18 protein-coding genes are annotated in these 20,887 nt (G+C 54.5%); 12 read left to right on the top strand and 6 right to left on the bottom strand.

The window, feature by feature from the left end; all coding sequences use genetic code 11:
• Nucleotides 1–25: 25 nt before the first annotated feature.
• The 5 genes from LC059_RS00440 to LC059_RS00420 form a co-directional block, all read right to left on the bottom strand.
• The gene (locus tag LC059_RS00440) at nucleotides 26–1,237 is read right to left on the bottom strand and encodes a hypothetical protein (RefSeq protein WP_226701889.1); all 1,212 of its coding nucleotides are present in this window, start codon (nucleotides 1,235–1,237) and stop codon (nucleotides 26–28) included.
• Between the two features lie 81 nt (nucleotides 1,238–1,318).
• On the bottom strand, nucleotides 1,319–1,927 hold the full coding sequence (locus LC059_RS00435) for a bactofilin family protein (RefSeq protein WP_226701888.1): 609 nt from the start codon (nucleotides 1,925–1,927) through the stop codon (nucleotides 1,319–1,321).
• Between the two features lie 340 nt (nucleotides 1,928–2,267).
• Nucleotides 2,268–4,517, bottom strand: coding sequence for a hypothetical protein (locus LC059_RS00430; protein ID WP_226701887.1), 2,250 nt, complete (start codon nucleotides 4,515–4,517; stop codon nucleotides 2,268–2,270).
• A gap of 132 nt (nucleotides 4,518–4,649) precedes the next feature.
• On the bottom strand, nucleotides 4,650–6,029 hold the full coding sequence (locus tag LC059_RS00425) for an alanine/glycine:cation symporter family protein (protein WP_226701886.1): 1,380 nt from the start codon (nucleotides 6,027–6,029) through the stop codon (nucleotides 4,650–4,652).
• 175 nt (nucleotides 6,030–6,204) lie between these two features.
• Nucleotides 6,205–7,689, bottom strand: a complete 1,485-nt coding sequence (locus LC059_RS00420; RefSeq protein ID WP_226701885.1) for an MFS transporter — start codon at nucleotides 7,687–7,689, stop codon at nucleotides 6,205–6,207.
• A gap of 432 nt (nucleotides 7,690–8,121) precedes the next feature.
• On the opposite strand from LC059_RS00420, the gene LC059_RS00415 reads away from it, so the two are divergent.
• The 9 genes from LC059_RS00415 (at nucleotide 8,122) to LC059_RS00375 (ending at nucleotide 15,138) form a co-directional block, all read left to right on the top strand.
• The gene (locus LC059_RS00415) at nucleotides 8,122–8,472 is read left to right on the top strand and encodes a helix-turn-helix transcriptional regulator (RefSeq protein WP_226701884.1); all 351 of its coding nucleotides are present in this window, start codon (nucleotides 8,122–8,124) and stop codon (nucleotides 8,470–8,472) included.
• On the top strand, nucleotides 8,466–9,782 hold the full coding sequence (locus tag LC059_RS00410) for a type II toxin-antitoxin system HipA family toxin (protein WP_226701883.1): 1,317 nt from the start codon (nucleotides 8,466–8,468) through the stop codon (nucleotides 9,780–9,782). The genes LC059_RS00415 and LC059_RS00410 overlap by 7 nt, the downstream gene beginning before the upstream one ends.
• Nucleotides 9,783–9,998: 216 nt before the next feature.
• Nucleotides 9,999–10,616 carry a hypothetical protein gene (locus LC059_RS00405; RefSeq protein WP_226701882.1) on the top strand — a complete coding sequence of 206 codons (618 nt, stop codon included), beginning with the start codon at nucleotides 9,999–10,001 and terminating at the stop codon, nucleotides 10,614–10,616.
• A gap of 78 nt (nucleotides 10,617–10,694) precedes the next feature.
• Complete coding sequence (locus LC059_RS00400; protein WP_226701881.1) at nucleotides 10,695–11,276, top strand: hypothetical protein; 582 nt, start codon at nucleotides 10,695–10,697, stop codon at nucleotides 11,274–11,276.
• 688 nt (nucleotides 11,277–11,964) lie between these two features.
• Complete coding sequence (locus LC059_RS00395; RefSeq protein WP_226701880.1) at nucleotides 11,965–12,597, top strand: hypothetical protein; 633 nt, start codon at nucleotides 11,965–11,967, stop codon at nucleotides 12,595–12,597.
• 190 nt (nucleotides 12,598–12,787) lie between these two features.
• On the top strand, nucleotides 12,788–13,495 hold the full coding sequence (locus tag LC059_RS00390) for an FRG domain-containing protein (protein ID WP_226701879.1): 708 nt from the start codon (nucleotides 12,788–12,790) through the stop codon (nucleotides 13,493–13,495).
• A gap of 107 nt (nucleotides 13,496–13,602) precedes the next feature.
• Entirely contained in the window at nucleotides 13,603–13,881 is a 279-nt protein-coding gene (locus LC059_RS00385; RefSeq protein ID WP_226701878.1) for a hypothetical protein, read from the top strand.
• Nucleotides 13,882–13,994: 113 nt separating this feature from the next.
• Complete coding sequence (locus LC059_RS00380; protein ID WP_226701877.1) at nucleotides 13,995–14,444, top strand: hypothetical protein; 450 nt, start codon at nucleotides 13,995–13,997, stop codon at nucleotides 14,442–14,444.
• Nucleotides 14,445–14,565: 121 nt separating this feature from the next.
• Nucleotides 14,566–15,138 carry a class I SAM-dependent DNA methyltransferase gene (locus tag LC059_RS00375; RefSeq protein WP_226701876.1) on the top strand — a complete coding sequence of 191 codons (573 nt, stop codon included), beginning with the start codon at nucleotides 14,566–14,568 and terminating at the stop codon, nucleotides 15,136–15,138.
• A 40-nt stretch (nucleotides 15,139–15,178) separates the two neighbouring features.
• On the opposite strand, the gene LC059_RS00370 is transcribed toward LC059_RS00375, so the two are convergent.
• Nucleotides 15,179–15,865, bottom strand: coding sequence for a hypothetical protein (locus LC059_RS00370; protein WP_226701875.1), 687 nt, complete (start codon nucleotides 15,863–15,865; stop codon nucleotides 15,179–15,181).
• 104 nt (nucleotides 15,866–15,969) lie between these two features.
• On the opposite strand from LC059_RS00370, the gene LC059_RS00365 reads away from it, so the two are divergent.
• The 3 genes from LC059_RS00365 to LC059_RS00355 all read left to right on the top strand — a co-directional run bounded on the left by LC059_RS00365 (nucleotide 15,970) and on the right by LC059_RS00355 (nucleotide 20,864).
• The gene (locus LC059_RS00365) at nucleotides 15,970–16,341 is read left to right on the top strand and encodes a VOC family protein (protein WP_226701874.1); all 372 of its coding nucleotides are present in this window, start codon (nucleotides 15,970–15,972) and stop codon (nucleotides 16,339–16,341) included.
• Nucleotides 16,342–16,511: 170 nt separating this feature from the next.
• Nucleotides 16,512–18,383, top strand: coding sequence for a glycoside hydrolase family 13 protein (locus LC059_RS00360; RefSeq protein WP_226701873.1), 1,872 nt, complete (start codon nucleotides 16,512–16,514; stop codon nucleotides 18,381–18,383).
• Nucleotides 18,384–18,413: 30 nt separating this feature from the next.
• Nucleotides 18,414–20,864 (top strand): TIM-barrel domain-containing protein, encoded by a 2,451-nt coding sequence (locus tag LC059_RS00355; protein ID WP_226701872.1) that lies wholly within the window; start codon nucleotides 18,414–18,416, stop codon nucleotides 20,862–20,864.
• Nucleotides 20,865–20,887 lie beyond the last annotated feature (23 nt).

The raw sequence follows: 20,887 nt of genomic DNA, 5'->3' as shown, positions 1-20,887 counted from the left end.
TTAATTTTTATGATCTTTAGGATGGCTAAGCTTTCAACTGCAGTACAAATTCCTGCACGGCATCCCCCGATGGCAGCCGCCCCAGGTGATGGCTAAACAACCGGTAACGCGGCAGCAGTCGCATCAAATCCGCGGTACTGCCTAAACTGCGCGCACCGCGACCTTCCGAAATACCGGTAACCGCTACCCGCTCGTCCTCCAGCAGCTCGAACATGGCCGGGCGCTCCGGCTGCTGGCTCGATTTGTAGACGAGGAAGTGCAACTGCCCACCGGGCGTCATGCGCCCCGCCAGTAACTCACCCAGCGCCTCCACCTGCTCCGGGCTGCAAAAGTTCAGCAGGTCCCACAGAAACACGCCATCGAGCTTGGTGCCGGGGGCAAAGCTGAACATCGACTCGCTAAAGCCGCTGCCCTCACCGTGCATTTTCTTTCGCCAGGCCAAGGATGCGTGCAGGTCCTCAACGTACAGTGAACCCACTTTCTTCTTCAGTGCATCGATGTTGCGGCCATTCTTCCGGCCACAGTCCAGTACCGTGGCGTCACCAGGTAGTGCACCCAGCGCTTTGTGAATTCCGGCGAACTCCATCTGCTCATCATCACGCACCTGGCGGAAGTAGGCACTTACATCGGAAGCGCCGCCGCTGCGCACCTGGTTACGGGAAGTAGTGCTGTCGTACTCGAGAAAATGTTCGGTGACATTCTGGTCCATACCCTCCCGCTTCATCAGCGAGTTGAATAGGCTGAACCTGTCCATGCATTTCAGCAAAGTTACCGTGGAGTGTCCTTTGGAGGCCACTTCTGGATAACTTGGGTCGTCTACATATTCAAAACAGAAGTTTTCCTGCAGACGGAAGCGCCGCGGCTTGTGCGGTTGATTCCGTCCGGTGTAGCGCATGGTGTGGAGAATGGTTCCCTGCTTCAGGTGTGGCTGCAGCAGGCGAATCAGGTGCTGGATAACGTCCAGCTCAAGGAAGTTCAGCAGGTCCCAGCACAGAATCACATCGAACTTGAGATTTGCCGGCTTGGGAAGCAGGTGATCTTCCAGAGCCTGTAGCGGGTCATCACTATGCTGATTGTCAGCCAGGTATTCCACCAGGTCTTCGATATGACACTGGCAATTGAGGCCGAGAAAAGCCTGGGTGGTGCCGGACGAGAGAGGTCCGAGGTCGAGTATTCGGTCCCCGCTTTTGACCATCTCGGTCGTTAACGCAGCGAGGCCAAAAGAGCGGTGTTGCATTGTTTATCGCAAGAATTCGGGGCGTGAGCCAGGGGAAAGAAGGCAACGCCGCACGAGGGGATGCGGCGTTGCAGCGGAGGTTTAGCTGTCAGCCAGCTCCGCGTCCTTGGCCGAATCCTTGGCTACATCCTTAGTCGGTGCGAAAGCTTTTTTTGCGGCGGGCTTGCTCGGCGCTTCATCTTTCGGCGGCAGGTTCGGATGAACCAGCTTTTCCTTAAACTCGGAGTGGCGAGAGCGCATCTCGTCATCGGTGTCCACCATATCCATGGAGCCGCGGAACTTACCGCCGTCGTCCAGCTGGATACGCGGGGCAATCAGGTTGCCTTTTACTACCGCAGTGTTACGAATCTCGATCAGCTCGTCCGCCAGTGCGTCGCCGGTCAGAGTACCGTTGATCACAATGTTCTGTGCGTGAATATTCGCGTTGATTTCACCTTCGCGACCAATGGACAGGTCGTGGCCTTCCATAATCACGGTGCCTTCGATGGTGCCTTCAATATGCAGGTCTTCGGTACCGATCAGTTCACCGCGGAACTTGATGTTTTTACCGATGACAGAGCGATCCTTCGCCATGGATGCGTCGAGCTTGTCCGCAAACGGGCGCTCGGTTGCACCACTATCGTTCATTCCGGAAAGAAAAGAGCTGGAATCCAGACTCGCGTCTGGTTTTGGGTCGAGGGGATTCGCCATTGTTCAACCTAAGTTAACCGTAGAGAGCTATTGTTTTTTGTGAAGCAACGTTTTTAGCCGTTTTCTCTGACAGTTCCCATAGAGAGTGAGACAAAAATCTATTCTTCCACTCACTTTGTGAGGACTTTCACAATAATTTTTTAGGCGCCAAGCAGCAGGCGTTCACTTTCGCATAAAAAGCGCACAACAGTACGAAACGGATTTCCCCGAGTTATTCACCTAGCCAAGTGAAGCGACCTTTCACATTGCATAAATACTGTTTAAATCAGCGAAAAAACACCCAGTTTTATTTCGCTACTCGCACGAATCCTGTCACCCCTCTTGCCGCACCAGCCACCCGCTACTCTGCAAAATCGCGCGGCGCGCCCAATAATGGTGTTTTCACCGGCTTCGCCGCACCGGGAACAATCACAAACGAGTTGCCCCCCGGGTTGATGTCATAGAGGTATGGGCCAGCCTTTTTCCAGTTGTTGACCAGCCAGAGATTACCGGACGGATCCACGCCGCCCCCGGTAACCCGATCCAGCGCGTCACTGGTGTAACCACTCATGGGGGAAATGGGGTCACCCAGCTGTTTGCCTGCGGGGCAGTCACCACTGCCACAGATATGCGCTACACCAGTATCCGGCCAGGTGGTGGACTCATCTACATCCTTGGTGGGCGTGTTCCCAAAGTTGAATACCCATAGGCTATCGTCACCATCGACCGCATTACCCCAGGGAATCGTCAGGCCACCAAGGGTGACAGTTTTCGCCATACCACCACCAGCGGGGACGAACACGACGGAAGGGCTACCACCATCCTGCGGATCCAACGGGTCAATGCAGGGTATATTCACTGAGTCAGAATTGGATATCCACAGGTTGCCCTTGCTATCGCTGGAAATTCCCATTGGCCAACGCAGTTCGGCACCGTTGATAGCGACTTCACTCGCATTTCCAAGTAAGTCCAGCCGATAAAGCTTTTGGGCCTTGTTACCGGTTACCCAGGCACGACCGCGGTTGTCGATGGCAATGGCGAATGGTTTCAGCAACGGCGATTCACCGTCGCGGTAAATGGCTTTGGATCCGGGCAGGCGCACATTTTGTGCGAGTAGAGGGTTGCCGCCGCGAATTACAGTGACCGAATCATTACCGCAGTTGGCGACCCAGATATTGCCTCGACGATCGGACACCGTCGCCTGGGGCCATGAGATACGCCCACGGGTAAAGCCGTTTTTCCCCGACACGGGCACCCCGCTCGGAAGAAACAGTGAAACGCTGTTGTGGGTGGCCGGTATTTTGTTCGCCGGGTCCGGCGGCACAGTGCCATCGGCGCAAGACGGCGCCTCGAAGCCAAAATTACCAACCCATACATTGCCCCGGGGGTCCAGGGTGATACCGAACCCGGCGCCGCTCAGACCACCGTAAAAAAAAGGAGACTCCGCAAACTGCTCGCCCCAGGGATGGAATTTCATCAGGCGCTGGCCGGCACAGGCGAATTCATCGGGAGCCCTGGGCACATAGTTATCGTTGATCCAGGCATTGCCCTTTGCATCGAACGCCAGATTACCGGGACCATTCATCAGATTGAATCGATCCTGTCGGGAATAGCGACCTCCGGTAAATTTTATAAACAGCAACCAGTTACTGGGCTGCTCCGTGAGTGCCGGCTGGAACAGCGGGACAACCAAAGCGAGCTCGAACAGCGGGTCCACCTCGGTCATTTCATAATTGGTAAAGGTCGGGTTTTTGGCGATGTTCGCCAGCGCCTCAAGCACATTGGTGACGGGCGGCGCTCCCTGTGGTGTGGTTATCTCAAATAGCGTTTTGCAATTCGCATCCTGGGCCACACAGGCTGCAACCACATTTGAAAGTGCATTGAAGGTAGGGAGTGTCGAGGTATCCGGCCCATTTGGTATATGCAGTAAAACGTCGCCTACATTGCCATTTTTCAGGTCCGCCATATTTGCGGCCATTTTTACCGCATTGCGCATTCCAACAGGGTTGCCGGTAATTTCTTTGCGGCGGATAAACTGTGCGAAGGCGTTGCCTAAAGCCACCGTAGTACGCTCGTTCAAAACCAGATATTCAGGAATCTCTGCACCTTCGACAGCGGCCGCCAGCATCACCGAACCCTTTTCCGCAATCACAAACAATACCGGCGCTAGCTTCCTGGGCAGTGCATGGGGAAAGTGGTAGGGAAGTTTGAAATCACCAGAAGCGTTACTCACAGTACTGGCAAGTTTGCGGTAGCCCCCATTGCCGGGGAAACTCGCGTAGAGCGACACACGGAAGCCAGCAAGTGCAGCACCGTTGCCAATCACTACACCCTTGATGGCGGCATATCTGGGGTGCCAAGTAAACTGTGAATCGACCTGGAAACTCGGAGTAGAAAGGGAACTTGTAGAAGGCGTGGCAGGGTCAGCATCGGCGCTCGTAGCGCTTTCGGAAAGCATCGCCAGGGCCCCGAACAGGCACACCAGCGCCCCCCAGAACACCAGGCTGGCCCGGCCTCGCCCATCGCCGCCTTCGCCGCCTTCGCCACCTTCTCCACTTCCGCGACTAAGCGCTTTTCCCAGGCCGCGGACAAAACTTCTGCCAAACCCCATAGCCCCAACTTCCCTGTCAACTTCACAGATAAAAAAGGCGTACCTGGCGCAGCGACGTCCTGTCGCCCCCACACGGTTTTAAGGCTACCTAAACGGGCAGCCCTAAAAAGTATGGCACAGGGAAATGGCTGTTTAGCGGGAAGCCGGCGAAGTGAAGTAATCGTGCGCCGCGCGGTTTACACGCCCGGACAGGCGCAGCGTCGAGAGCATGGTGGGAATCGCCATCACCGCGTACATACCGATGATCAGGTTGTTGACGATATTCAGCGAGGCCACCGCGCCAAACACGATCAATGACAGATAGATGACGGTGTACACCGTCTGGTATCGATTACCAAACAGGAATACAAAACACTTCATGCCGTAGTACCAGAAGGTGACGATGGTGCTGAACGCCAGCGGCACCACCATGATCAGCAACAACACCGGACCCCAGCCACCGAACACGCTGCTGAACGCATCCGCCGTGAGTGAGACACCTTCGATCCCCTCGCCCTGCTGCCAGACCCCGGTGAGCAAAATCACCAGTGCGGTACAGGTACAAATGATCAGGGTATCCACGATCGGCCCTACCATGGCCACAACCCCCTCGCGTACCGGCTCGGTGGTTTTTGCGGCGCCGTGGGCGAGCGATTCGGTACCGATACCGGCCTCGTTGGAAAATGCTCCGCGGCTGATGCCCGTGGCAATCACCGTACCCAGTGCGCCGCCGGCCACCGCCTTGCCGGTGAAAGCATCTGAAAAAATCAGCCCGAACGCCGCCGGAATCTCCTGCCAGAAATAACCGATCACTCCCAGAGTCAGCAGCAGGTAGAACATCACCATCGCCGGCACAATGCGCACGGCAAACCGGCCGATGCGCTGAATCCGCCCGGCAATGACCGCCAGCGCCGCCAGTGCCAGCGCGACGCCGAGGCCAAACTCAAACTGCAGGGCATTCTCCGCGGACACCCACCCCAATGGCTCTGCGAAAGAAACCCGTAACAGCTGCACCGTCTGGTTGGACTGAAACGAAGGCAGCAAGCCACAAAGCCCGGCAATGGCGAACAGATAGGCCAGCGGCTGCCAGCGTTTGCCGAGCCCCTCGCGAATCACATACATGGGGCCACCCTGGATTTCACCGCGGCTGTCGCGGCCGCGATACATGACCGCCAGTGTTGCGGTATAGAACTTGGTGGCGACCCCGACGAGCGCCGTCACCCACATCCAGAAAATGGCCCCGGGCCCACCGGTGCTGATGGCAATCGCCACCCCGGCGATATTGCCAAGGCCAAGGGTGCCGGAAAGCGCGGTAGACAGCGCCTGCCGGTGCGGCACCTGCCCGGGATCGTGTGGGTCGTCGTACTTGCCACGCAGTAGATCGATGCTGTGGCCCAGATGCCGGTAAGGGCGGCCGCGGGAGCTGAACAGCAGAAACAGGCCGCCCCCCACCAGCAGCACCAGCAGCGGTGTGCCCCAGGCGTAGGTTACGAAGGTGGTGAGCGCTGAATCGATAGAATCAAGAAAAGACATGCAACAAGAGACCGGCCAAAACCCCCAATGCTCGCGCAATATTGACCGGATCTCAAATGCGAGTTTCGTCAGCCCTGCATCGCCTGCGGCTCAACACCTGAATCATGGGCCTGAATTACGCGCACAAAAAAGCCCCGACGAGCGGGGCGTTAAATGATCAATTCCAGCAATCAGATCAGGCCGCGGCGGCCTCGCTGTTGGGTGCCGGGGTGACTTCGTGCTCGCGCACAAAGAACACAGAGATAGCACCACAAACCATGAACACACCGGCCAGCATAATGATGTAGATGGCCTGGTTGTCGAACACGGCTGCCAGGATCGGGCCCGCAACCAGTGCGGACAGGATCTGCGGCGCGGCAATGGTGAAGTTGAAGATGCCCATGTACACGCCGGTTTTACTCGCTGGCAGAGAGTCGGACAGGATCGAGTAAGGCATCGCCAGGATTGCCGCCCAGGCAATACCCACGCCGATCATCGGCAGCAGCAGGCCAATAGCGCCGCTGGGTACAGTAACTTCAGTAATCAGCAGGTTAACCTGGGTAGCCTCGCCACCCTGGAACAGCACGAAGCTCATGTAACCCAGGCCACCCAGCAGCAGAGACAACGCGTAGGTAAGCTTGCGGCCCAGGGTATGGGCAACCCGCGCCAGCACAATGGAGAAGATTGCGGCAAACAGTGAGTAGGCGGCAAAGATGATACCGACCCAGTCACCAGCGGCACCTTTGGCAGCGGCAATATGCGCGGGGATTTCGCCCACGGAGGCCAGGTATTCAGAGTCGAACCACTTGGCCTCGACGCCCCACACATGCTGGGTGATCGCCGGGGTGGTGTAGACCCACATAATGAACAGGGAGAACCAGGAGAAGAACTGCACCACCGCCAGCTGACGCATGGTTTTGGGCATATTTTCCAGCAGTTTGAAGAAGTCACCCAGGCGCTGGGACATTGACTTGCGCTCCGCCAGCTCACGCGCCAGCTCCGCTTCATCAATCCCCTTGTACGCATTGTATTCCTTGGGCGCGTACTCCTTGGTGCGGAACACGGTCCACAGTACCGAGCCCAGCAATACAGAGGCACCGATATAGAAGGCCCAGATCACTGAAGGTGCCACCTCGCCCGCGCGGGACGTGTTATCCAGGCCGATGACGTTGGTCAGGATGAACGGCAGCATGGAGCCCATCACCGCACCGATATTGATCAGCAGGGATTGCACCGAGTAGCCCACAGTACGCTGCTCGGAAGGGACCATATCCGACACCAACGCGCGGAACGGCTGCATGGTGACATTGAAGGCCGCATCCATCAGCGCCAGCATCACACCGCCAAACAGGATCGGGGCAACGAACGCCACCACAATGCCCGCATTGGGCATAAACGCCATACCCAGAGCCGCAGCAATGGCACCGAACAGAATGTAGGGGTTGCGACGACCAAAGCGGTTCCAGGTGCGGTCCGAAGCGGAGCCGACGATCGGCTGCACGATCAGCCCCATCAAGGGCGCCACGATCCAGAACAGGGAAAGTGAGTGCAGGTCTGCACCCAGATCCGACAGGATCCGGCTGGCATTGGCATTCTGCAGGGCAAAGCCGAACTGCACCCCGAGAAAGCCGAGACTGACATTCCACACCTGCCAGAAAGGAAGTTTGGGCTGTTGTTTCATCGCTGTGACCACCTGGTTATTGTTGGCACTGGGCACTGTATTCGCAGACGTCCATTCGTCCTACCGAATTGCAGCGCTCTGGTTATGGGTGAATTCTGTCAGCCACGGCAAGTCTGGCCATCCTCCCCGGCGGGGGCTGAGAAATAGGCAGCGTCTGGCAGACGCGGGCGCCAGGCCACAAGGGAATCCAGATAGGTGATTAGACAGGAAGGTAGAAATAACCGCCAGCGGCTGGAGTAATGCCTCTTTCAGGTTTTGACCAAAAGGTCTAACAAGTAATCTAGCCACGCCACAGAGTTAAAAATTTAGGACTTTAAAGTGTTAAATCGCCTTAAAGTACCAAATACTGCACATTAAAAACCAGCTTAACAAAGTCCCACAATTGGGACATAATCCTTGAGAAGTGCCTGAAAATCCCATTTAAAGGACTTTATGGACTACAAAGCACAATCCCCTCTCGCCATTGCCGAAGAGCTGGGCCAGCGGCTCAAGCAGGCGCGCCTGAACCGGGACCTCACACAGCTGGAGGTGGCGGAGCGCGCAGGCGTCAGCCGCAAGACGGTGCTGAATGCGGAAAAGGGCAAGACCCAGCTGGAAGCCCTGGTCGCCATACTCCAGGCGCTGGACCTCACCGCGCAACTCGACCACTTCCTGCCACCGCAGCCCCCCTCCCCGCTACAACTAGCCAAGCTACAGGGCAAACAGCGCCAGAGGGCATCGGGCCAGCGCTCCAGCGAGGGCAGCCAGGCTAAAGACGACCAGGAGGAGACCCCGGAATGGTGATGCAGGCCATCGAAGTCCACTACAAGGGCAAAACTGCCGGCGCCGTCAGCTTCGACACCAACACCGGTATCGGTGCCTTTGAGTACGAGCCCGACTTTATCCACAGCGGCATCGAACTCTCCCCCCTGAAAATGCCCCTGGCAAAGCGCATCTACTCCTTTCCCGGGCTGAGCCATGGAACCTTCCACGGACTCCCCGGCCTGATCGCCGACTCCCTGCCGGACGACTTCGGCAACGCCGTACTCAATGCCTGGATGGCCAGCCAGGGCAGAAACCCGGCGGACATCACGCCCCTGCAGCGGCTCCAGTACACCGGCAAGCGCGGCATGGGCGCCCTCGAATACAGCCCCGCGACCCGCATCAAAAAACTCAATGCCACTCAGGACATCGCCATCGACGAACTGGTGGCCATCGCCCAGGAGGTTCTCGATAGCCGCGCCGGGTTCCGCGTGCATCTAGATAAGACCGGCGAAGACAACCGCGAAGCCATGATGGCCCTGATGTCTGTCGGCATGAGCGCCGGCGGCGCGCGCCCCAAGGCCGTACTCGCCTTTAATAGCGACTTCACCCATGTGCGCTCCGGGCAGACCGACGTGCCCGAAGGATTCACCCACTACCTGATGAAGTTCGACGGTGTGAGTGAGCACAGCAAAGGACAGGAAACCTTCGGTGACCCCATGGGCTTCGGTGCCATGGAATACGTCTACAACGAGATGGCCACCAACTGCGGCATCGACATGATGCCCTGCCACCTGCTGCGCGAGGGCAACCGCCGGCACTTTGTCACCGAGCGCTTCGACCGCCGCGGCAACGACAAAATCCACATCCAGACCTTAAACGGCATCGCACATGTGGATTACAAATCCCCCGGCTCCTTCTCCTACAGCGAACTCTTCGCCGTCGCCCGCCAACTGAAACTCAGCGCCCTGGAGGCAGAGCAACTGTTCCGCCGCATGGTATTCAATATCGTCGCACGCAATCACGACGACCACGCCAAAAACTTCGCCTTCCAGCTGACCGATAAAACCTGGCAACTGGCCCCGGCCTACGACCTCGCCTACAGCTACAAACCCGGAAGCCGCTGGGTAAACAGCCACTGGATGAGCCTGAACGGCAAGCGCGAAGACTTTACCCGCGAGGACCTCTACAGCCTGGAGAAAATCAGCCCGCTGTTTTCCAGAAAAAAGATCGATGGAATTGTGAATGGGGTGATTGAAGAGGTTTCGAGGTGGACGAGCTTGGCTAATGAGTTTGAGGTGCCTGGATCGCTGATTGAGGAAATCGAAGGGAACCTTCGCTTGAATATTTAGGTGTCACTTAGATGGCGCCAGCACAAGTCGAAGGCGGCCAATACTTGCTCCTTGGGTTAAAAATATTGTTAAGGGAGATGCCCATATATAGCCATATCTCCCATACCTATATCTAGGCATAATGTCCAGATATGGCGATAACTGTCTAGATGTAGACATAATGTCTATATCTGGGGCTTTTGAATAAACTGTTATTCGTCAACATAAGGAAATGTAATGCGATCGATATTGCCAATCTTTATTTTTCTTTTGGGAAATGTTGTTTTTGCGGATAGTTCGGACATAGAGATTTTACAAAAACTTAGCCTGAATGAAGAAATGGGTAGGCTAAAGGATATTTGTCCCTCGGAATTGTATAGTAAATCGGATTTTGTTTTTAAAGATCGAATTTCGTATTGCCGAGAAAGAAAAGGTGATTGCTTATCTAAATGTGAAGGTGGTGATCCTAATTTCTGCTTCGGTTTGGGGAGTGTGCTGCAAGAGAGAGGGATCTTGGAGCTTTATCCTGAGCTTCTCTATGCTAAAGCATGTAAGCAGGGTCTCACAATTGCATGTACTAATCGAGCGGCAGGATTGATGCGATTCGAAGCTGAATCAAAGCAAAAATGCTACTCTTCCACATTCAAACTAACCTGCTCGAAAGATGATGTTTGGGGTTGCGTAATGTACGGACTGCTTCTACACGAAGGTAAAGGTTTTAATAAGAACGATACTCTTGCGTTAGAAGTTTTGGATTCAGTGTGCAAGCTTGATGCGGAAAATCAAGCTTGCCAGTATGCTCAGCAGCTCAAGAGTAAAATAGCTGAGTCACGGAATGCGGTAGTGGAAAAGTGAAAGCGCATAACAATTCAAAGCAAGCCGACGTGCTATCGCACGCGGCTGTTTGAGGCGTTATATTTACTGAGAGTTTAAATGCAATTTTCATTGTCGCAATTAGCTGGAGCCATTATTACATCGGCTACTCTTGCTTCTGGGGTTGTCGTATACATTAAAAGCGAGCAAGTGAATCTCTTAAAGGATCAGATTTCAGCCTTTAAATCCCTTAATGATGTTGGCTTAGAAAGCCTCGCTAAAGATGCAGCAATAGCAACATCTGAACTTAAGGAAACCCTTTCTAAATTACAGGAAAGAAAATCTTTAATTGAGAGAATTTCCAAACAGGAAGAAACCATACAAAACCTAGAGTCCAACAGTGAGTCGCAAGAAAATAGAATTAAAATGTTGGAATCTCAAACAAATTCTATGTTTTCTTCGAATAGCAGCTTTTCATTAAAAGATAAAGAGCACGTTAAGCTGTTCGACGCAAAATATGTCTTAGCAGTTAGAAAGGTGCAGGGTGAGGATGTATATTTATCTTTAAATAATGAAATGAAATTTTTGAGACCCGGCGATTACTTAGAGTTAACCAATAATGAGATTCCGTGTAAGTTATTTCTCGAGAGCCTGAAAAAGTGGGACGTTGCTGAATTTAGCCTCCTGTGTAAAAAAATATAACAAACGCAGGCAGTATGCTACAACCCTTCGGGCTTCTCCGGGATGTCTTACCTTGTGCGGGCGTTAAGCAAATATGAATCCAGCTATTTCCTTGTTAGATGACTGTGAAATGTTAAGGGATGGTGGTTCGCTATGCCTTTCTTTTCAAGATCAGGGTGGAACTCAATGGTGGTTGCTAACGCGCCGTAGTGAGAGCGGAGATGGACATTCCAGTCCTTTCCTCCAACGCTATGACCTTGATGTAAAAATTGAAATTGAGTGGAGTGATTTGGTTTCGTATTGTCAGCCCGCTCGAGATTCAATTAATAGGGATTGGAAGGGCGGTACAAAATATCTCGATCACAATATAGTATCTGCCAATTCTTGGCTTGACGCTATGGAGCTCGTAGGCAAGCATCGTGGCAAAATCCAATTTGAGGATGTCCACGGTATTGGGTTTGCATACCTAAAAAAATCGTCGGACACTTAATCATGCCCGCGAATATGCTTAACAAGCAGCGGCAGAGTGACAGCCAACGCTACGCACCTTTTGTGTTCCCCGCTGGCGCTAAAACATTAACACAAATGGTGCTCCGCGCTGGCTCCGCCTGCGCTGAGCCTTAGAATTATAGACATCATAACCATGAACGAAATATAAACTCATTTCGCGAGGCCTTGGGGTATAAGAACTCCGAATCTCACGCGTTATATGGAAAAACAATACGTAGATGAATTCTTTGAACATGGAAAATTAAGGATTCCCTCGTTCAGGCGATTTAGAAACAATCCCGATGAAGAGTTTGGAGATCCCTTTGAGGGTAGAGTGTCTGCGCAAATAACTACACCAACGGGATCACATGCCATTTCTGCTATAAATGGCCAAGAAGCCTATGTGCTCTGCGCCACAACTGTAGAAAGTCGATCACTCGAAGCAAAATTCAGAACAGAGTATGGCTTCCGTATTACAAACTCACTAGGATTTGCTAATTGCATCTCGTCTCATATCGCTGGCTTTGTCGGTGGATTCGAAGGCCTGTGCTCTTATCGAGACGATATTTCCGTCAAGAAATTTATTGATCAGTCAGTTGCGCCCCCTGACACTTTTTCTAATCCTGAAGAGTGGAGTAAGGAGTACGAAAAATTTGTGGGTGTGCAATCGCGCGACGCATTTCTTATTAAGCGATCAAGGTACTCCCACCAGGCGGAGTATCGGTTTATCTGGTTTTCACAAGGAATCGAGAAGGATTACATAGACATTACGTGTCCCGAAGCGAGGCAGTATTGCCAACCAATTAATTCTAGCAAATCAATGCAGCTGACCGCTAACGCGCCGGCTGATTGAGGCGTTATAGCAGCGAATGGCAATAGTGAATCACTCACGTTTTAGAGAAGTTACATTTGACTCTGCGGATGAGCTTTGGGACGCACTGAGTCCAACTAAAGAATTCTTCATGCCGCCCAATAAAGTAATTTATAGGGGACAAGCCGACGCTTAATGGGAATTGCTTCCCTCGATACTCAGAGGAGGTGAATTGTCACCGGCATCTACAATGTGGGGACGTAATGTTACAGCAGACAATCAGGTCTTTTCTGAGCTTCGCATACTTGAGATTTTTGCAGAATACTGCGATCAAATAGGTATTCGAATACCAAACGATTCTTGCTATTTTAGGGAAACAGCGCTAACCACAAAAAATCAAGATTGGTATTTTATGAGACCCGAGCGCTGGCCAAATGAAGAACTACTGGAGGTCATGGCACTAGCCCAACATCATGGTGTTCCAACTAGGCTTCTGGATTGGACAAAAATTCCTTATGCAGCCGTATATTTCGCGTCTAGTTCTGCGATATCTCAATGGAAGCAATGGAGAGAGTCAGATCGCCTGGCAATTTGGGCGCTAAATATTGAGCGAATTAGCTTGTATAAAGGCGTCAGGGTGGTTGAGGTTCCTGGCTCAATTAGCCCACATCTATCTGCTCAGTCTGGACTATTTACTGTTCATCCTCATAATGGTTTAAGAGGTGAAAACTTCACCGTTAAGGGGCTCGAGGATGAATTTGGAAATCTACCTGAAACTCCACTGTTGAAGATTACTGTTCCAGTAAAAGAGTCTGTAAGGCTACAAGAGCTTTGTGGATCAATAGGTTTTACGGGAGCACGGATCTATCCAAGTGCAGATGGAGCAGGCAAAGCGGTTATGGACAGCCTTAACCTTTGGGCCCTGCAGAAATCGCTATAACAAGGCCATGAACTTCGTGCCTTTCGGCGCCGGACAGCCTACGCTGCGCTCCGGCGGCTGGTTATGGCAACGTTATATTTCGGATGCGACAAACCAAGGAAAGGAAAATGTTCAGTTATAAAAATCTAAAAACCGTAAACCTTCAGCCGCTACTGATAGTCGCAAATATTTTGCATTTCATTTCAATTGCTGTTCTTGTCCTAGTGCCGATTTGCATTGTTCCTGCAATGCTTCTAGGTTTCTCTGCCTCATATACACTTTCGTTTATTTTCTACGGAGCATTTGGAGTTATTTTGGCTGGATTGCTCGCAGCAGTAGTAGCATTTGAAGAGAGCTACCGACGAAGGACGGCACATTTAGAGGCCACGCAGGAAGAGCAAGCTTGACCATCGATTGTGAAAAACATTGAGACGCAGGTATCACTACTTTCTGAAAAAGCAGAAACGGTGATGCGAAGCGACTGCCAACACAAAAATGAAGAAAATGGATACCAACAAAAATGACTGAAGCTACAGGCTTGCGAAACCAAACGGACTCAAAGCTCGATGATGATCTCTGGCTGAACGAGCACCTCTTTGAGATCCGCGAGAAAATCGTCGCCAGGGCGAATGAACTGTTGCTTGATGCGGATTATGAACTCACCAAGGCAGCGGCACTCTCGGAAGCAGCCAAGGAGTATGCGCCGGGCAAACGCTTTCCGGGTGAGCACCAGCACTCGTGGAGAGCAAGTATTCTGTCTCAATTGTCGGCGGTGACCCTGATTTCGGCGCTACTTGCCATTGTGTTCGGCTGTATTGCTTTCGGAATCTCTATTGCTGCTGAAGAAGGGGAACCGGTGCCGGATGTTTCAGGCTATATCGATCTCGTGAAGATCTTTGCCGGTGCCGTCGTAGGCTCGACCGGGGCGGCAGCAGTGGCTAGTCACACGAGGGGAAAAGTGAAGACCTGATCACACATATGGCACGATCAGCTATAAAGGGCACGCCGGAAGCTCCGGTTCTGAGAACCTCGCAAGGTGAGGCTACCAGTAACGAAAAGCACAGTTAGATAGTCAACATTGAGTAAGTACGATGAGCGATAGTTGGGACGAGTACGCTGAAGAGTGGGACTCGAATGCAGACGTGGCCGAACATTCCGAGAAGGCCTTTCTTTCGCTGAAAAAGTTCATTAAACCCGAGGGGTTAACCGTTTTAGATTTTGGCTGTGGTACCGGGCAGCTCGCACAGAAAATTGCGGACACCGCAGCTTCGGTTGTGGCAGTAGACACATCACCGAAAATGATTGATGTTCTGAAAGCCAAGAAGATCCCCAATATCACGCCAATGGCTCTGGATCTCTCGGAGAGTTCAGCTAAGGACAACCCGGCTTTTCGTACCGGGTTTGACTTGATTGTCGCTTCGTCGGTATGTGCATTCCTGCCAGACTATGGACAGGCGCTACTTGACCTGAAAGCCCTATTGAGAGAAGGCGGCACATTCGTGCAGTGGGACTGGCTGCGCTCAACAGATGAAGATGATCGAGGCTTTACCAAGGAAGAGATTATTGAAGCCTACTCGAATGCCGGGCTTTCGACCGTAGAAGTGTCGGAAGCGTTTTCTATCGGCTCCATGCAAGTATTGATGGGTGTAGCGACCAGGGCATAGTTGGGTATACATAGCATCGCCCACCCTCTCCGCAGTGCAATTATCGCCTGGCTGTTTTCTTGGCCAGAAAGATTGCGTGCCGCGCGCCCTTCCCCGGCCTTTCACGCACGGTTTTAACATCAACCTGAAATCCAGCCTTCTTCAGGCGGTTGGCATACACCGTATCGGGTGATGCCGACCAGACGGCGAGCACGCCTCCCGAGGTGAGGCTTTTATAGATGCTGCTGGTGCCGTCAATGGAGTACAGCCAGTTGTTATCGCTCTGGGTCAGGCCCTCGGGGCCGTTGTCCACGTCCAGTAGTACGGCGTCGTACTCCTCGCGGCGATTTACCAGCAGCTCGCCCACATCGCCAATGTGCACCCCCACGCGCGTGTCGTCCAGCGGGCGACCGGCGCACTCACCCAGCGGCCCACGGTTCCACTCCACCACTTCCGGGATCAGGTCCGCGACAATGACGTGAGCGCTGGGCGGCAAAGCGTCGAGTGCTGCGGCCAGGGTGTAGCCCATGCCCATACCGCCCACCAGCACGCGCGCATTCTTGTGATTTTTCAGGTGGGCGCAGCCCAGTACAGATAGCTGCTGCTCACTGTTGAACCGGCGGCTGTTCATCAGCTCCCCGCGGGGGCCGGACAGTGAAATGGAGAACTCCTGATCGCGCTGGCGCAATGTGAGGGTGCCGCCATCGTTGGGGATCTGGGCGGTTCCGAGTTCTATCCAGGGTTTCATGGGGCAAGCTCTGCAGGGGGGTAGATAGGGAGTGGCACTCTAGCATACGGTGGTGGATACTGGGTCGCGACAGGCCAATCACCAGCCAGGAAAAGGAGAACGGCATGGATTTGGGTGCATTTTCAATCAGCCTCGCGGTAAAGGATATCGAAGCCTCCAAGAAGTTTTACGAAAGCCTCGGATTTGAGTCACTGGGCGGCGACTGCGGGCAAGGATGGACGATTCTGAAGAACGGCGAGCATGTCATCGGGCTGTTTCAGGGGATGTTCGAGAAGAACATGCTCACCTTCAACCCCGGCTGGGACCAGCCTGCACAGAACACCGGGGAATTCACCGACGTCAGGGCACTGCGCGACGAGCTGGTGAAACGCGGCATCAAGATCGTCAGCGACGATGCCACCAGCGAGTCCGGCCCCGGCAGCATCGTGATCGAAGACCCAGATGGCAACCCGATCCTGATCGACCAGCACCGGTAACCTGTTCACGGGCACACACCTACCGACCACCCGGTCACAACTTGTTTCTCCCCACACTTTCCTCCCCCTCGACCGAGGGGGATAACAGCTCTGAGCGGAGCGGGCAAAATGGTGCGAAGAGGTAAAAAAGAACACCGTACCCCATTCACCCGTACGACCAGGTGCCCGCTATGTCCAAACCTTCCGGCCTGCTGTTTACGCTATTCCTCGCTATCAGCGGCAGCTGCCAGGGCGCCGTGTCTAGCTCGGTCCCGTCCATCAGTAAAGTAGAGCCGCCCTTCTGGTGGACCCGGATGGCAGAGCCGAACCTGCAACTGATGGTTTACGGCCAGGATCTCGCGGATGCCAGGGTACACGTTGAGTACCCCGGGGTCACAGTCACCGGCACTGAGCGAGAACAGAATCCCAATTACCTGTTTATCAACCTGAATATCGCCACGAGCACTCAACCCGGAACCCTCACACTCGAACTGCGCGGAGACGACTGGCGGCAGAGTATCGATTATGTACTGGCCCCCCGCCGCTCGGGATCCGCGGAACGTCAGGGGTTTGACAGCAGCGATACCATTTACCTGATCACCCCGGACCGCTTCGCCAACGGCGAGCCCGCCAACGACAGCACAGCAGACACAAAAGAAGAGGCCGACCGTACCGACCCGAACGGCCGTCACGGCGGTGATATCGCGGGTATGCAGGTGCACCTCGATTACATCGCCGATATGGGCTTCACCCAGATCTGGCCGAACCCGCTGATCGAAAACGACCAGCCTCAATACTCCTACCATGGTTATTCAGCCACGGACTTCTATCGTATCGACCCCCGTTACGGCAGCAACGCGAGCTTCAAAGCGTTCGTGGCGGCGGCGAAAGAAAAAGGCATCGGCGTTATCCAGGACATGGTGCCCAATCATATTGGCGACGGGCACTGGTGGCTCGCGGACCTGCCGAGCGGTGACTGGCTGAACGGCAAGGGCATCGAAACAGGCGAGTACGAGTACACCAACCACGCCCGCACCGTGCATATGGACCCCTACGCCAGTCACAAGGACCACCAGCTGTTTACCGACGGCTGGTTTGTGGACTCCATGCCAGACCCCAACCAGCGTAACCCGCGTATGGCCAACTACCTGATCCAGAACGCGATCTGGTGGGTGGAGTACGCCGACCTGTCCGGTATTCGTGTGGACACCTACGCGTATTCCGACGCGGACTTTCTTACCAACTGGTCAGCGCGACTGATGCAGGAGTATCCGAACTTCAATATCGTCGGCGAGGAATGGACCCGACAGGCGGCACTGGTGGCTTACTGGCAAGCGGGCAACAAAAACCGCAACGGCTACATCTCCCATGTGCCAAGCATGATGGACTTCCCCCTGCTCTACGGACTGCGCGATGGACTGGAAAAACCGGAGACCTGGAGCACCGGTCTAGTCACCCTGTACGAGTCACTGGCGAATGATGTGCTCTACCCCGATCCCAACAATCTGGTGATCCTTGGCGGCAACCACGATATGAGTCGCCTCTACAGCCAACTGGATGAAGACCTGGGCAAGTTCCGTATGGCGGTGGCCTACATCGCCACCATGCGCGGTATTCCGCAGTTCTACTACGGCGATGAAATTCTGGCGAAAAGCCCCAAGCGCCGCGACGATGGTGTGGTACGCAGTGACTTCCCCGGCGGCTGGGCCGGCGACAAGGTAAACGCATTTACCGGTAAGGGCCTGAGTATCGAACAAAAACAGGCACAGCAGTTTGTGCGCACCCTGTTCAACTGGCGCAAAGACAAGGAAGTTCTTCACAACGGAGAACTCACACACTTTGCGCCGATCGACGGCCTGTATGTGTATTTCCGCTATGACGAAAAAGACACGGTGATGGTAGCAATCAACAAGAGCGATAGGCCGCGTGAACTGCCGCTCACGCATCTCTCGGAAATTCTGGGGGGTAAATCCACCGCGACGGACATCACCAATGGCCAATCCAATACGCTCAATGAACTAGTTATCCCTCCTGGCGATGTGCTGGTTACCGAAATATTTTAAAAACAGAAGTAAGCGACGATGAAAGACATCATGACAAATAAGCCTAAAAGGCTATTTAAGAAACTCGGGCTGGCCACGCTGCTGGCGACCGCACTGCAACCTGCAGTTGCGGACTCACTCTCTGAATCCGCACGCAGTTACCAGAGCCACCAGCTGCTCGGTGACAAACTGGTCATCGAGACCAGCGACAGCCAGGTCACCCTGACACCGCTCAACCAGGCCTCCCTGGAAGTGCACTATCAGCGCGAGGGCATGAAGCAATTGCCCTCCTTCGCCCGTGCGGACCAGCTGCGTGCCGATGTACAGGCGCAGCTGAGCGTTTCCCACGATGCGCTGCGCTATTCCCTCGGCGAGCTGACCGCCGTCATTCACAAATCCCCTTTTGCCATCGAATACCTGCGCAATGGCGAGCGGCTGCTGAGCGAGGAGCACGGTTTCTTCGCCAACCAGACCCTGCGCGGCTTCCGCTTCAATCTGGCGGAAGATGAAAAGCTGATCGGTGGCGGTCAGCGCGTAGTCGGCATGGACCGTCGCGGTCACCGCCTGCCGCTGTACAACAAGGCACACTACGGCTACACCACCGAATCCGAGCAGATGTACTTCAGTCTGCCGGCGGTGATGAGCAGCAACAAATATGTGCTGCTGTTCGACAACAGCGCCAGTGGCTTTATGGACCTGGGCGCCAGCGAAGAGAACGTCCTGCAGTTCGAAGCCGTAGCCGGGCGCACCAGCTACATTGTGGTGGCGGGTGAAAGTTATCCACAGCTGATTGAAAACTATGTCGACGTCACCGGCCGCCAGCCGATGCCGCCGCGCTGGGCACTGGGTAACTTTGCCTCACGCTTCGGCTACCGCTCCGAGCAGGAAGTGCGCGATGTAGTGGCAAAGTTCCGCGAGGAAGACTTCCCGCTGGATGCGCTGGTACTGGACCTCTACTGGTTCGGCCCCGACATCAAGGGGCACATGGGCAACCTGGCGTGGGACAAGAATGCCTTCCCCACCCCGGTGGAGATGATGGCGGATCTCCGCGAAGACGGCATCAATACCATCCTGGTCACCGAGCCGTTTGTACTCTCCACTTCCGAGCGCTGGGACAATGCCGTTGCCAGCAATGCGCTGGCGAAAAACGTTGCCGGCAAGCCCAAGCAGTTTGATTTCTATTTCGGCAACACCGGTCTGATCGACGTATTTTCCGAAGACGGCCGCGACTGGTTCTGGAATATCTATAAAGACCTGAAAGAACAGGGCGTGTCCGGCTGGTGGGGCGACCTGGGGGAACCAGAGGTACACCCCGCAGACACCATTCATACCGTAGGCAGCGCCGATGAAATCCACAACGCCTATGGCCACCGCTGGGCGCAGATGCTGTTCGACAACGAAAAGGCCGATAGCCCGGAGCAGCGCCCGTTCATCATGATGCGTTCGGGCTTCCCCGGCTCACAGCGTTTCGGCATGATCCCCTGGACCGGCGACGTCTCCCGTGAATGGGGCGGCCTGCAGCCGCAGGTGGAGCTGTCTTTGCAGATGGGCCTGCTGGGCTTCGGTTACACCCACTCCGACCTCGGCGGCTTTGCCGGCGGTGAAGAGTTCGACCGCGAGCTGTATATCCGCTGGCTGCAATACGGCGTATTCCAGCCGGTATACCGCCCGCACGCGCAGGAACATATCGCCCCGGAGCCGGTATTCCACGACCGCAAGACCCGCAACATCACCCGCGAGTTCATCAAACTGCGTTACCGTCTGCTGCCCTACAACTACACCCTGGCCTTTGAAAACAGCCAGACTGGCATGCCGCTGATGCGCCCGCTGTTTTTCGAAAATGAAAATGCACTGGCGCTGATGGACAACAAGGACGCCTACCTGTGGGGTAACGACTTCCTGGTAGCCCCGGTCACCAAAGCAGATACCGACGAGGTCTCGGTACAGCTGCCCGGCGGCATCTGGTTCGATTACTGGAACGACAACCAGTACGGCGGCGACCTGGCACGGGTAGAAGTGGACCTGGAAACCATCCCGGTGCTGGTACGCGCCGGTGCCTTTATTCCCACCGTCCAGGACATGAAGACCACCCGCGAATATTCCAGCGCGAACCTGCGCCTGGATTACTACGCCCACGAGTCGGCAAAGCAGTCCAACGGCTACGTGTACGAGGATGACGGTGTTACCGCGAATGCCTTCGCCAAAGGGCAGTACCAGAAACTGCTGTTTGCCGGCGAGCGCAAAGAAACCGGTATCCAGTTCAGCTTTGACCGCGAAGGCAACGGTTATACCGGCGCGCCCGAGAGCCGCACCGTAGAGCTGGTGCTACACAACTGGGAGCAGGCGCCTGCGGAAGTAGCCGCAGGTGGACAGTCGATTGCGCTGGTGCGTCGCAGCAAGGAGCTCGCCGCAAACACCGCCTGGTACGACAAGCGCAACAAGACGCTGCACGTGAAGTTCAACTGGGCGGAAAAAAGCCAGAGCCTGACCGTTACCCAATAATCCAGCGACAGTAAAAACGAATA

Source organism: Microbulbifer elongatus (assembly GCF_020524885.1).
GTDB lineage: Bacteria > Pseudomonadota > Gammaproteobacteria > Pseudomonadales > Cellvibrionaceae > Microbulbifer > Microbulbifer elongatus_A.
Note: the sequence above shows the minus strand (reverse complement) of the source record. Positions and strands in the feature narration are given on the sequence as shown.